The sequence below is a fragment of the Pedobacter cryoconitis genome (assembly GCF_003259615.1).
In the GTDB taxonomy this organism is placed as follows: domain Bacteria; phylum Bacteroidota; class Bacteroidia; order Sphingobacteriales; family Sphingobacteriaceae; genus Pedobacter; species Pedobacter cryoconitis.
Map to the genome: position 1 here is coordinate 35,892 of NZ_QLLR01000007.1, position 13,083 is coordinate 48,974.

11 protein-coding genes are annotated in these 13,083 nt (G+C 40.7%); 2 read left to right on the forward strand and 9 right to left on the reverse strand.

What is annotated here, in order from left to right; all coding sequences use genetic code 11:
* Positions 1–64 precede the first annotated feature (64 nt).
* From nth to LY11_RS09770, 3 genes are all read right to left on the reverse strand, one after another.
* Positions 65–733, reverse strand: coding sequence for an endonuclease III (nth, locus tag LY11_RS09765; RefSeq protein WP_111633533.1), 669 nt, complete (start codon positions 731–733; stop codon positions 65–67).
* Positions 734–794: 61 nt separating this feature from the next.
* A complete protein-coding gene (locus tag LY11_RS26515) occupies positions 795–992 on the reverse strand; it encodes a hypothetical protein (protein ID WP_146610832.1) in 198 nt (65 codons plus the stop codon).
* Positions 993–1,181: 189 nt separating this feature from the next.
* Positions 1,182–1,757: an RNA polymerase sigma factor gene (locus LY11_RS09770; RefSeq protein WP_041882334.1), complete on the reverse strand. Its 576-nt coding sequence runs from the start codon at positions 1,755–1,757 to the stop codon at positions 1,182–1,184.
* 266 nt (positions 1,758–2,023) lie between these two features.
* Between LY11_RS09770 and uvrA the strand changes: the two genes are divergently transcribed.
* Together uvrA and LY11_RS09780 are read left to right on the forward strand one after the other, a co-directional pair.
* Positions 2,024–4,837, forward strand: coding sequence for an excinuclease ABC subunit UvrA (uvrA, locus tag LY11_RS09775; RefSeq protein ID WP_111633534.1), 2,814 nt, complete (start codon positions 2,024–2,026; stop codon positions 4,835–4,837).
* 80 nt (positions 4,838–4,917) lie between these two features.
* Positions 4,918–5,538, forward strand: coding sequence for a LysE family transporter (locus LY11_RS09780; protein ID WP_111633535.1), 621 nt, complete (start codon positions 4,918–4,920; stop codon positions 5,536–5,538).
* 413 nt (positions 5,539–5,951) lie between these two features.
* On the opposite strand, the gene LY11_RS09790 is transcribed toward LY11_RS09780, so the two are convergent.
* The 6 genes from LY11_RS09790 to LY11_RS09815 all read right to left on the reverse strand — a co-directional run bounded on the left by LY11_RS09790 (position 5,952) and on the right by LY11_RS09815 (position 13,078).
* A complete protein-coding gene (locus LY11_RS09790) occupies positions 5,952–7,394 on the reverse strand; it encodes a S41 family peptidase (RefSeq protein WP_111633537.1) in 1,443 nt (480 codons plus the stop codon).
* A 24-nt stretch (positions 7,395–7,418) separates the two neighbouring features.
* Entirely contained in the window at positions 7,419–8,456 is a 1,038-nt protein-coding gene (locus LY11_RS09795; RefSeq protein ID WP_111633538.1) for a DUF2157 domain-containing protein, read from the reverse strand.
* A 92-nt stretch (positions 8,457–8,548) separates the two neighbouring features.
* Positions 8,549–10,777 (reverse strand): cation:proton antiporter domain-containing protein, encoded by a 2,229-nt coding sequence (locus LY11_RS09800; protein WP_111633539.1) that lies wholly within the window; start codon positions 10,775–10,777, stop codon positions 8,549–8,551.
* A gap of 51 nt (positions 10,778–10,828) precedes the next feature.
* The gene (locus tag LY11_RS09805; protein ID WP_111633540.1) at positions 10,829–11,173 is read right to left on the reverse strand and encodes a hypothetical protein; all 345 of its coding nucleotides are present in this window, start codon (positions 11,171–11,173) and stop codon (positions 10,829–10,831) included.
* A 94-nt stretch (positions 11,174–11,267) separates the two neighbouring features.
* The gene (locus LY11_RS09810; protein WP_111633541.1) at positions 11,268–12,203 is read right to left on the reverse strand and encodes a bifunctional riboflavin kinase/FAD synthetase; all 936 of its coding nucleotides are present in this window, start codon (positions 12,201–12,203) and stop codon (positions 11,268–11,270) included.
* An 11-nt stretch (positions 12,204–12,214) separates the two neighbouring features.
* Complete coding sequence (locus LY11_RS09815; RefSeq protein WP_111633542.1) at positions 12,215–13,078, reverse strand: YitT family protein; 864 nt, start codon at positions 13,076–13,078, stop codon at positions 12,215–12,217.
* Between the last annotated feature and the right edge of the window lie 5 nt (positions 13,079–13,083).

The following is a 13,083-nucleotide window of genomic DNA, read 5'->3' on the forward strand; positions in this document are numbered from 1 at the left end:
AATTTATTTAGCAAAAATAAGTAATTATTTTCAATAAATAATAAAATATCTAAAATTGTTGAATTTAATCTGTTTCCTGGCTAATAGCTTTAGCGGGCTTATTTAATTTTTCAAAGTATTTGCAGATCGAAGTGATTTCACAAATATTGCATTTTGGGGATCGTGCAACACATACATACCTGCCGTGAAGGATCAGCCAGTGATGGGCCACATGAATAGTTTCCTGTGGTAAATACTTAACCAGATCCTTTTCTACTGCGAGCGGCGTTTTACCTGTAGTTAGCCCGATACGGTTGGCTACACGGAATACATGGGTATCTACGGCCATTGCTGGTGCATTGTAGATTACTGATGCAATCACATTGGCTGTTTTCCTGCCCACTCCGGGCATTTTCTGCAACTGGTCAATAGCTGAGGGGACCACATTATTAAATTCATTTAACAGCATGTTAGCCATACCGACCAGGTGTTTCGCTTTGTTATTCGGATAACTTACACTCCTGATATAGTCGAAAACAATATCGGGGGTAACTTCTGCAAGGGCTTTCGCATTCGGGAAGCGTTGAAATAAAGCGGGTGTAACCTGGTTGATTCTTTTATCGGTGCATTGTGCGGATAAAATTACAGCGACCAGCAGCTGAAAAGGGTTATTGTAATGAAGTTCTGTTTCAGCATCGGGCTGTTTAGCAGAAAAATAGGCTACAAATTGTTTATACCTTTCTTTTTTAAGCATAGTGGGGCAAAGATAAAACAAAAAAAGCTGCCATCACTGGCAGCTTTGTCTTTTAGATTGATTACAGAGACTTGGAATAAGCCAGGATTTTGGAAATAGTTTCCTCATCAGGGTTTTTGTTCAACAGGTCCATCTGAGATTTAATGCTTTCGTAAAACATTAAATCGAGGTCGTTAAAAAACTCACTACTTATATTGTCAGCATGCTGATTTAAGTAGTGGGAATTTGAGATAGGAGTAGAGGTTGTTATCATAAGCATTAAACTGTTTTTGTTTTCTAATTTAACGAAACAATTCAACATTTATTTTCATCAGAGCATATTGTTTTTTCCGTTTGCCTGTTTTATTGTACTTATGGGCACTACAGGGGTTCAGTGGTTTAATTCTGCCCTAATAGGAACACCGCTAAAACGATAAAAAATATATTTCCAACAAATGATCAGCCTATATTAAGTTACTTCCTTCACTTTCATCATTTTACGGAGATTACTCAACGCGTATCTCATCCGGCCTAATGCCGTATTGATACTTACATCGGTAAGATCTGCTATTTCTTTAAAACTAAGGTCTGCGTAATGGCGCATAATCAATACTTCTTTCTGTTCGTCGGGAAGAAGCTGGATCAATACGCGCAGGTCAGTATGGGTTTGTTCTCTCAGTAGTTTGTCTTCTGCATTTTCTTCGTGAATTTGCAGCATATTAAGTACATCGGTCCCATCTGCACTGGTAATTACCGGAGCACGCTTTTCACGTCGGAAATAATCGATAACTAAATTGTGTGCGATACGCATGACCCACGGTAAAAATTTACCCTCTTCATTGTACCTTCCTGAACGGAGTGTATTGATGACTTTGATAAAAGCATCCTGAAAAATATCTTCTGCTAAATACTGGTCTTTAACCAGTAAATATATGGAAGTATATATTTTGGATTTGTATCTGTTCAGGAGTTCTTCGAGAACTGATTCATTTCCTTTCAGGTATAACTTCACTAATTCCTGATCACTATATGATTGTAACTTCATAGGATTATCTAAACTAAATTCCCTTGCTTGGTGTGCTAAAAAAAGATTGAGTAGATGTTTTTGCTATAGTGGTTCTCCTATGTTTTTTAAAAATGGTGATTTAATTGATTGTGTTACAAGTTCAAAAGAAGCATTTTTTTATCAGATTACAAGAATAAAAGTAGTAAAAAAAATTAAATTAGTTTAAAGAGCCGTATTTTTGCATTCTCCCTACAAACTAATTTTGTGTTTTTTGGGTTATATTAGCAAATCCTATAAGGAAGTCAATGAGTAAGGAAACGGAGAAAGATCCACATAAAAACATTATTATCAAGGGTGCCAGGGTACATAACCTCAAGAATATTGATGTTGCAATACCAAAAAACAAGCTGGTAGTCATCACCGGGATGTCGGGTTCAGGGAAATCTTCCCTTGCTTTTGACACGCTGTACGCTGAGGGACAAAGAAGGTACGTAGAAAGTCTTTCTTCTTATGCCCGTCAGTTTATGGGCCGGATGAACAAGCCGGATGTTGATTATATTAAAGGTATTGCCCCTGCCATCGCAATTGAACAGAAGGTAATTACATCTAACCCGAGATCTACGGTTGGTACTTCAACAGAAATTTACGATTATCTGAAATTGCTTTTTTCAAGAATTGGCAAAACTATTTCTCCGGGATCCGGGGTTGTAGTGAAAAAGGATACGGTTAGTACGGTCGTTGATTTTGTATCCAAACTTGGAGAGGATAGCGTGGCTACAATTTTCTGCCCGCTTCATCCGCATAATAACAGATCTGTTAAGGAGGAGCTGGCTGTATTACTGCAGAAGGGGTTCTTAAGGGTTTATCTTGGAGATACGGTTCATAAAATTGAAGCTGTACTGGAAGATGAGCAGTTTAAGGATACTGAGCTTAAAGATTCTGAAACAATTAAGATCCTGATTGACCGGATTGTTTTTCATAACGATGATGAAACGATGAGCAGGTTAGCTGATTCTATCCAGACTGCCTTTTTCGAGGGTAAGGGGGATTGTTATGTAGAGCATGAGGGTAAAACCACTCATTTCTGTGATCGCTTTGAGTTAGATGGGATTCGTTTTGAGGAACCTACACCAAATTTCTTCAGTTTCAATAATCCTTATGGTGCTTGTAAGCGTTGTGAGGGTTATGGAAATGTGATTGGAATTGATGAGGACCTGGTTGTTCCTGATAAGAGCAAGAGTCTTTATGACAATGCTATTGCGCCCTGGCGTGGTGAAAAAATGCGGGAGTGGTTAAATAAGCTGATCAAGAATGCTTCGAAGTTTGATTTTCCTATTCACAGACCGTTTAATGAGTTAACGGAGAAGGAACAGCGGTTAGTCTGGACGGGTAATAAATATTTTGAGGGACTGAATGCGTTTTTTGAGGAGCTGGAGCAGCAGACTTATAAAATACAATACAGGGTAATGTTGTCGCGTTACCGCGGAAAAACTATTTGCCCGGATTGTAAGGGTTCAAGGTTGCGTAAAGATGCTTCTTATGTTAAGATTGGCGGAAAGTCGATTGTAGATGTGGTATTGATGCCTTTATCTATTATCCAGGATTTCTTTGATAACCTGGAGCTTTCTGAAACGGATGTTAAGATTTCGAAACGTTTACTGGCAGAGGTAACGAGCCGTGTGTTGTATCTGAACAATGTTGGTTTGGGGTATTTAACTTTGAACAGGTTGTCCAATACACTTTCGGGCGGGGAGTCTCAGCGGATTAATCTGGCAACTTCATTGGGCAGTAGTCTGGTGGGTTCTATTTATGTGCTGGATGAGCCTAGTATTGGTTTGCATCCAAGGGACACGAATAAGCTGATTGAGGTGTTACAGTCTTTGCGTAATGTTGGAAACACAGTAATTGTGGTAGAGCATGAGGAGGAAATGATGAGGGCTGCGGACCATATTATTGATATTGGCCCTGAGGCGGGTACTTTAGGGGGGAACCTGGTGTTTACGGGTACTTATAAGGAGATTATTAAGGATAAAAAGAGTTTGACGGGGAAATACTTGTCGGGCGAAGAAAATATAGCTATTCCTGCGGTGAGAAGAAAGTGGGCTGACCACATTCTGATCAAGGGGGCAAGGGAGAATAATCTTAAGAATATTGAGGTGAAGTTTCCGCTTGGTGTTTTTACGGTAGTGAGCGGGGTTTCGGGATCGGGCAAAACGAGTCTGATCAAAAAGATTTTATATCCTGCGCTGCAAAAGGCAATTGGTAATTATGCTGGTGAACAGACGGGTTTGTATGATGGGATATTCGGCAATTATGAGCTGATCAGCCAGGTAGAAATGGTAGATCAGAATCCGATTGGCCGTTCTTCGCGTTCTAATCCTGTCACGTATGTGAAGGCTTGGGACGATGTACGTGCTTTGTTTTCTGCTTTGCCTGCTGCGAAGGCGGCGGGGTTAAAGCCTGCGGCATTTTCTTTCAATGTGGAGGGTGGCCGTTGTGATGTTTGCCAGGGTGAGGGTGAGGTGAAGATTGAAATGCAGTTCATGGCGGATATTTACCTGCCTTGTGAGGCTTGTGGTGGACGCAGGTTCAAGCAGCAGATTCTTGATATTACTTACCAGGAGAAGAATGTTGCCGATATTCTGGATTTGACGATTGATGAGGCGGTTGGGTTTTTCAAGAATGAGCCTAAGATTTTAAATAAGTTACAGCCGCTTGTGGATGTTGGTTTGGGATATGTTCATTTGGGACAGAGTTCTAATACTTTATCTGGTGGTGAGGCGCAGCGGATTAAGCTGGCTTCATTCTTAATTAAGGGAAATAGTGCGAGTAAAACGATGTTCATTTTTGATGAGCCGACTACTGGTCTGCATTTCCATGATATTAAGAAGTTGTTGATTGCTTTGAATACGTTGATTGAGCAGGGAAATACGATTTTAGTGATCGAGCATAATATGGATATGATCAAGTCTGCGGATTGGGTGATTGATATTGGGCCTGAGGGTGGTGATGGTGGTGGCAGTGTTGTTTTTGAGGGAACGCCTGAGGATCTTGTTTTGGCAAAGGGTTCTTATACTGCAAAATATTTACTGCCGCATTTAAAACCTTCTTTGGTATAGTCATGATTTTTAAGGGCTGATGTTTGTTCGTCAGCTCTTTTTTTATAAGTAGTACGGATTAATTAATTTTATATTAGCGCATGCTTTTTCTAACCTTATTCCTCGGGATAATTCTAAATTCGATAGGGTATATTCCGCCTGGAAATATCAACCTTACGGTGGTACAGATTACTATTACTCGTGGGATAAAACAGGCTTTGTATTTTATCCTGGCTTTTTCTGCGGTAGAGGTTTTGTTCACTTTTGGTGTAATGAGGTTCGTACAGTGGTTGTCGAGCGAGATCAAAGTGGGCAATTATATTGATGTGGTCATGATTGTCATGTTCACAGTGTTAGGGGTTATTACGTGGCGGTCAAGGAAGGAAATGCCTAAGGCTGATTATTCAAAAAAGGATAGTATCAGGTATGGGATGTTACTTGGTGTGCTGAATCCAATGCAGATTCCTTATTGGTTGTTCGTGGGGACGTACTTGATTTCTCATGAGTGGATTGATATTGGGTATGTGTCGTTGACGGTGTTTAGTATAGGGTCGGGGATCGGTGCTGCTGTGGCTTTATATGGTTTTGCAAGGTTTGCTCAGTATATTCAAACGAAGTTTGCTTTAAGTAGTTATGTGGTTAATAGGGCGATCGCACTGTTGTTTTTCGCACTTTCCGCTTATCATATTGTTAAACTTGGGCTCGTGTACTTAGGGAAATAAAAAAAACCTGGTATGTGTTTTCTGACTGGCATTCCCCGAACGGGAATGAGGTCTTGAAAACACATACCAGGTTTTTTTTATTTTCGATACGTAAGGTTTTTATGGAGTAACAATAGGATTGCGCTACAAGGAAAGTGTGATGACGCGATTGGGTTGCTTGTTGGATTGTTAATTGGATTACTTGTTGGATCGCTATTAGGGTTGCTTGTTGGATTGTTAATTGGATTACTTGTTGGATCGCTATTAGGGTTGCTTGTTGGATTGTTAATTGGATTACTTGTTGGATCGCTATTAGGGTTGCTTGTTGGATTGTTAATTGGATCACTTGTTGGATCGCTATTAGGGTTGCTTCCCACCTATTAGAAAGAACTTTTTCTTTTCATTTTCTGGTTCTACAGGAAAAATATCTTTTATTATTTTTCAGTTAGTTTCAGCGCATAGTTTAATTGACTATCTGCTTTACCACTGATGTCTTGCTGGATTTTGTATTGAGGTATGATCCCTCTTGCTGCTTTTTTTGCTGGTTTTACGGACATGTCGTATTGAACAGTACCAAACGAGATTTGGATTTTAGTGTTAGGCAAGGTCGATTCTATTTGTACGCCGGATGTATTGCCTTCATAGGTGCCCCCGGTTTCTTCTCCGATAAATTTCCCACGGTTGTTACTGGATACTATGGCACAGAATTCTGCTGTTGTTGAAAATGATAGGCCATCGATTAAGAGCCAAAGTTTTCCTGTGTAATTATTTGATTGGGGATAGGTCTGCTGTAAGTTAGCGTGAGCTGTGTTTTTTAATTGGTAGTTATGCTGGCTGTTTTTTAAGAGCATCTCCTTGTTCAGGTTATTGTAGGAGGAGATATTACTTTTAAATTGTTCGTATGGAAGGTCAGCTGTGGCTGTCGTCAGACTTTTGTAGTATTGAAATGGTTTTTGTGTTAGGTAAGAGTAAAGTAGCGGGCCATAGGTGTCTCTGCCACCTCCGTTTCCACGGAGATCGATAATTAGCTTTTTTATTTGTTTTTGGTGAAGGGTAGCAAAGGATTTTTTTAGGAATTCGGGGAAGTTTTCTCCGGTTGTTTCCAGTTGGGACTTCTCAAACGTTTTGATCGTGAGTATGGCTGTGTTACTGGCTTTTAGTGTTAATTGCAGGTGTTTTTCAGGTTGATTTTCCTCTTCATCGCTGACGAGCTCTTTTTCTGGTTTTCCGGTAATTTTGATTTGCTTTATAGCTCCTTCGGGGTCTTTGAATTTAACTTCGTAATAGGGCTGCTCGCCTTGGGATAAGTAATTATAGAAGTAAAAGAAGTCATTTAATATTTTCTGCTTTTTAGTCTGAATATTTCCGTCAGAAACGATGTATTCCATCGCATTTTTTCTGACGCGTTCAATGGGTTGATTGTTTATCGCCAGAATTTCTGAGCCTAAAGGTATTTCAGTATTGTTTGGGCTTGACAAGTAGGTATGCTGGTCTGTAAAGTAGAGTTTCAGTGGAAAGAACCTGGCTTTTTCTTCGCGGTATTTTTGCAGGGCTGGTGGCAGGCTGCAGTATAGATGCCCATCTTTAATAGTACTGAGCGTCTTTTTTAAGAGTCTGTAAAATTCAAAATCTGTAGTGTTTGGTTGAATGGTGTTATAGGTACTGTCGAGCAGCGCATCCATTTTTGACTGGCTGTTGTAGCGGTAAAGGGAGGGATAGTTGTTTTTCAGAAGCTTGGTGAAACTCGTAAAATCTGCTCTTAAGCTGTCCTTGCGTTTCTCCTGTGCGTTTAAGTTGGTCGATTTACTGCATAGGGACAGGGTCAGGCATAGTGTGAGTAGCAGCAGGGCTTTCCTTGCTTTATTTGGGCTGGTCATTGGAAGGGCTTTGTTTTTATCTTGCTATTTTTTCAGGAATTCAACGTTCCAGATCTTTTCGGCTTTACGGCCGATCAACCAGAAGGATGCAGCAAGAACACTAAAGAAAAGGGCTTTATGCCAGCTGTCCCAGAAGTATTCGAAGTAACGGGTGTAGAGGTTGATGAACAGGAATGTTATCCCGAATTCACGGGCGATGTCGTCACGGTATTTCAGTCCGATGAAAATACTGGCAACACAGGCTACGGCTGAGATAATGGCCCAGTAAAAAAGACTGATCTGCTTGATGGCATACCATTTATCGAGGGTGCCGAAGTTACCGAATACGGAGATCAGCCACAGGGATACGAATAGGTAAACCATTCCGCAGATGTAAGTGGTATCGTAAAATTGCCGGAAGATTTTCACGTTTTTCAGGGATAACGAGATTACGGTCAGGGCAAGTCCAAAGGCGACAAAACGTAAGGGGTAGTTCATCCCCAGAAAGTAAAGGTTATCGCGGGACATATAACCGGTTTCAGTTCCAAACCAGGCACCCAGTGAGATCAGTACGAAGATCCAGATGAGGCGGGATTTAAAGAGGTAAGCCAATATGCCGTAGATAAAGACCGAGAGCAGAATCAGGATGGAGAAGTGCCCGTCGCCCTTATCAAAGGTTTTACCAAGATAGGCTATGGCATTGGCGGTCAGCATAACGGCGGTGAAGATAATGGCATCATTACTGAATACCTGCATGGGCATGGTCTTCTTCCGGGTAAAGCTTATTTTATAGAGGATACCCGCGCCTGCAGCAGAGAGTAAGCTGATAATACTGTTAGGGGTATCATAAAGGTTTTTTAAGTAGTCGAGGAATTTATTGTCAATTAAGAGGGCCCCGAGTGAAATTACCCCGCAGGCCATCGCAACCCAAAAGGAGTACTGGGCCAGCCTTCGCCAGTCAAATGACTTAGCCTCATAACTGGCTTTTAGTTTCTCGATGTCGGCAGGAGTGAGCAGGTTTTCTTCCTGCCAGTGGTCAAGCATTTCATCTAAAAAGTCACTCTTTTCCTGGTCTATTTTCATTTGCTGTAGGTTGAGCGTGAACTCTGGTTTTGGGCAGAGTTCACGCTTAACGAAGCTAATGGTTTAATTGAATAAAAAGAAAATTAATTAGTTTAAGCTTTCTTCAGCAGGTCGGGGATCTTTTTATTATTCCCTACAATCCATACGATGTCCTCATTCTCAAATATCAGATCGGAATCTGGATTGAGGATACGAATGCCGTTTCTTTCGATGCCAACGACCAGACCTTGTGTTTTTTCCCGGATGCCGGATTCCCGGATGGATTGAGCAAATACGGGGGAAGAAGTATTAATAACTATTTTTTGAAGCGTCATATCCTTTTTAGGGAATGCACTTTCCTGGTTTTCGTTGTTAGTCCCTTTAAAAAGCTCTCCAACTGCTGCCAGCTGATCATCTGTACCGATCAGCATTACTTTGTCATTTGGATACAGGCGTTCATTACGTCCGGGAGTCGGGATCATCATGTTGCCTCTCTCAATCAGGGCAATGTTTACGCCGTATTTTTCTCTGACCGCTAATTCAATCAGGGATTTTCCAACAAGGGAGGATTCAGGAGCGATAGTCAACTCTGTTAAGTGGGTATCCCATGGTAAGATTTCAGGCTGTTTGTTTTGCTCTTCCCTGGCATTCAGGTTATAAAGGAAGCGGTGTTCTAAACGGTCATAGAAGGCCTGTAGTTTTCTGCTGAAAACAATCATCCCGGTAACAATCAGGATTAAGGCAATCACCATGGCTATCCAGGTATTGTAGAACTGGAAAATCAGGAAACACACGGCAAATATAGCCAGGGCAACTCTTAAGACTTCCAGCGCAATTAGTGGACCACGGGTATATTTTTTATTCAGCCATAAGTGGGAGTGTGCTTTCCGTTCGATTCTGCGGATCGCCAGCGCCCATAAAAAGGGAGCCATAAAGATCAGGGAAATAATCAGACTGATGATGATCCCTTTATTGCCGTTAATGAGGTTTTTTGTGATAAATGGATGCAGGTACCGAGAGCCTAAAAAGATTATGGCAATCAGAATTACGGAGTGGATAATTGTATTGAAGGTATATGACTTTAATAATGTTTTCCAGTCACTCATTGTCGTAATTCCTGCGGTACTTGAACTATACCTGTTGATAGCAGCTACCCAGCTTTTTGGAAGGGTACGCTCCAGGAACAGATAAAAGGGTTCTGATGCTTTGATCAGGTAGGGGGTGGTAAAGGTTGTGATTGCTGAGACAGCCACTGCGATCGGGTAAAGGAAATCACTGGTTACTTTCAGGGTGAGCCCGAGGGTTGCAATGATAAAGGAGAATTCACCAATCTGCGCTAAACTCATTCCGGTTTGTACGGATGTTTTTAAGGGCTGTCCGGAGAGTAATGCACCTAATCCCGAACTCAGGAATTTTCCCAGAACAGTAGCGATAGTAATGATCAGGATAGGTACGGCATAATCGATCAGGATACTTGGGTCAATCAGCATCCCTACGGATACAAAGAATATAGCTGCAAAAAGGTCTTTTACAGATTTAGTAAGGTGCTCAATTTTCTCTGCTTGTGTGGTCTCAGCAAGGATAGATCCCATAATGAATGCACCCAGCGCAGGAGAGAAGCCGACTTTAACGGCAAGTAAAACCATCAGCAGACATAAGGCTATGGAAACGATGAGCATAGTCTCGTCGTTCATGAGCTTTTTTGTCGCCTTCAGGAAAGTAGGAACCAGGAAAATACCTCCGATGAACCACAGGATCAGGAAGAATAATAGCTTCAGGATAGAGAAAAACATTTCTGCTCCGGCAAATTGCTGACTCACGGCTAATGTAGAAAGGAGCACGAGCAGCAGGATCGCTACAAGGTCTTCTACAATCAGGACCCCGAAGACAAGACCTGCAAATTTCTTATGTTTAACGCCGAGCTCTTCAAAGGCCCGGATAATGATGGTGGTAGAGGAAACGGACAGAATCCCTCCGAGAAAAATACTATCCATCGTTTTCCAGCCCATAGCCTTTCCGGCAACAAAACCGATGAGCAGCATACAAACGACTTCGACGATAGCTGTAATGGAAGCTGAGCCTCCGACCTTCACCAGCTTCTTGAAACTGAATTCCAGTCCAAGACTGAAAAGTAAAAAGATAACCCCAATTTCAGCCCAGATATGGATACTTTCATTGTCGGTTACGGTAGGAATAAAGTTAATATGAGGGCCAACCAATAAACCGGCAAGGATATAACCGAGTACAAGTGGTTGTTTGATCTTTTTGAAAAGCAGGGTCGTAATTCCAGCCGCTGCAAGTATTAAGCCTAAATCAGTTATTAATACGGGTAGGTGTAACATACATAATATTTAATTGTAAAAAAACGGGTTAGTGGTTTTGTGATTAAGACATTACCAGAAAACATGGTTAGGATACAAGAAGTCGTATATGAAGTTATAATGAAATTGTGTTTGCCCGTTATAGGCTTTTAAGGGAGTATTTCTGACCGATTTACCTTCAGGCAGACGAAAAAGTTGTAAACAGGCTATAGATTGTTTATTTAAGCCTTGTTGTACCAGGGTAGGATGTTCTGAATTGTCTCCGTTTAAGTTAGATACGCCTTCTTGCTGCGTTTTATTGAACTGATGATGAAGGGAAAGTGGTTTAATTTCTAAAGCCGATAAACAGGCAGCCTGAATGCGCCCAGGCTTTAATGCAAAGCATGAATTTGTAATGAAAAAGATTGTGATAATCATTAAAAAACGCCTCATTATTGTAAATATACAAAAAAAGAGGCGTTTTCTTTAGTGAATTGACGTTTATTTTGAGCAAAAATGACACATATTTGAATTAGCCCTGTTGTGCAAAATAGGCTAGTGTATCTTCTTTATCTTTTTGTAGTTGTATTTTAAGTGCTTCCAGTCCGGTGAATTTCACATCATGTCTAAGGAATTCCATAAAGTTCATTTTGATGTACTGGCCATAAATCTCCTGGTCGAAATCAAAAATATTAACCTCTATATTCCTGGTCATTCCATTGATTGTGGGACGCTGACCTATATAAGCCATCCCTTTATAAGTCTCTTTCTCCATTTCTACAGTTACGGCATAAATACCGTCTGATGGAATGATTTTATAGGGTTGTTCAATAAATATATTCGCTGTTGGAAAGCCTATAGTACGGCCTATTTTATCTCCTTTAATTACCGGGCCGTATAAAGAGAAGTTATAACCCAGATATTCTGCCGCCAAACCTACTTGTCCTTCGAGCAGTGATTTCCTGATTTTAGTAGAGCTGACAGCAACGTCATTGATGTCCTGCTCTTTAATTTCTTCAATCTCATAACCATAGGGTTTTGAAAAAGCAACTAAGTCAAGCATGCCACCTGAACGGTCTTTTCCGAAACGATGGTCATAACCAACAATCAGCTGTTTAATGCCAATGGTATCTACCAGGATGTTCTTGATGTATTCTGCCGGCCTGAGATTAGAGAAATCGCGGGTAAATGGAGTGATGATCAAATGATCAACGCCCAGAGCAGCCAATATCTCTGCCTTCTCTTCAATAGTATTGATCATTTTCAGGTCCTGGTTTTCAGGATCAATAATCAACCGGGGATGAGGGAAAAAGGTAAGGATCACACTTTCGCCACCGGTCGCCTTCGCCAGTTCACAAAGACTGTTAATAATTTTCTGATGTCCGAAATGAACGCCGTCAAAAGTACCTATGGTTGCAACCGCATTGTTCAACCTTTTAAATTCGGAAAGGTGGTTATATATCTTCAAAATCTTTAGTATTAATGCAAGGCATGTCGTTTTACTACGCCACCCTTGATGTCAGAAATTTGCTGCTGCACAATAAAAGCATCCGGATCGAGCTGGCGGATTTCATTTTGCAGTTTACCCATTTCAAGTTTTGTCACTACAGTATATAAGATGTCAATTTCTTTTTTCTCCCCATAGCCGCCTTCACCTTTATAAATAGTCACTCCCCTTTTCATATCATTGATCAGAAATAGTTTGATGTCTTCTTTCTTTTCAGAGATAATCGTTACTCCAATATATTGTTCCAGCCCGTTGACTACAAAATCTATAGTTTTTGAAGCAGATAAATAAGTTAAAATAGCATACATCGCCGTTTCTATATGCAGGAAAATTGCCGCAACCCCAAAAATGATAATATTAAGGATCAGGATAATATTTCCAACAGTCAGCATACTGTTCTTACTGATATATAAGGCCAGGACTTCTGTTCCGTCAATAACACATCCGCCACGCATAGCCAGACCGATACCTCCTCCTAAAAACAAACCACCAAAAAAAGCGATTAGTAATTTATCGTGGGTAATAGGTTGAAAAGGCAGGATAATCAGGAAAACAGCAAGCGTAATAATGGCTAGTGCTGTTTTTATGGCAAATCCTTTACCAATCTGTGAATAACCCAGAATCACAAAAGGAATATTGATGAGCAGGATCAGGTAAGATAATTTAAATCCAGTCAGTGTACTGATTAATAAGGATATACCAGTTACTCCACCATCAATAAATTCACTTGGCATTAAAAAACTTTTAAGCCCGAAGCAGGCAGAAACGATGCCCAGCCCGATTAAGGTAAAGTCTTTTAAATGACGTAAGTAAGTGTTTTTGAGGTGACTGTGCATAGTAA

Bases quoted from the DNA above. Each gene is read 5' to 3' on its own strand.
- LY11_RS26515 (WP_146610832.1), bottom strand. From the start codon at position 992: ATGCTTATGATAACAACCTCTACTCCTATCTCAAATTCCCACTACTTA.
- LY11_RS09800 (WP_111633539.1), bottom strand. From the start codon at position 10,777: ATGTTACACCTACCCGTATTAATAACTGATTTAGGCTTAATACTTGCA.
- LY11_RS09795 (WP_111633538.1), bottom strand. From the start codon at position 8,456: ATGAAAATAGACCAGGAAAAGAGTGACTTTTTAGATGAAATGCTTGAC.
- LY11_RS09790 (WP_111633537.1), bottom strand. From the start codon at position 7,394: ATGACCAGCCCAAATAAAGCAAGGAAAGCCCTGCTGCTACTCACACTA.
- LY11_RS09805 (WP_111633540.1), bottom strand. From the start codon at position 11,173: ATGATTATCACAATCTTTTTCATTACAAATTCATGCTTTGCATTAAAG.
- uvrA (WP_111633534.1), top strand. From the start codon at position 2,024: ATGAGTAAGGAAACGGAGAAAGATCCACATAAAAACATTATTATCAAG.
- nth (WP_111633533.1), bottom strand. From the start codon at position 733: ATGCTTAAAAAAGAAAGGTATAAACAATTTGTAGCCTATTTTTCTGCT.
- LY11_RS09780 (WP_111633535.1), top strand. From the start codon at position 4,918: ATGCTTTTTCTAACCTTATTCCTCGGGATAATTCTAAATTCGATAGGG.
- LY11_RS09815 (WP_111633542.1), bottom strand. From the start codon at position 13,078: ATGCACAGTCACCTCAAAAACACTTACTTACGTCATTTAAAAGACTTT.
- LY11_RS09770 (WP_041882334.1), bottom strand. From the start codon at position 1,757: ATGAAGTTACAATCATATAGTGATCAGGAATTAGTGAAGTTATACCTG.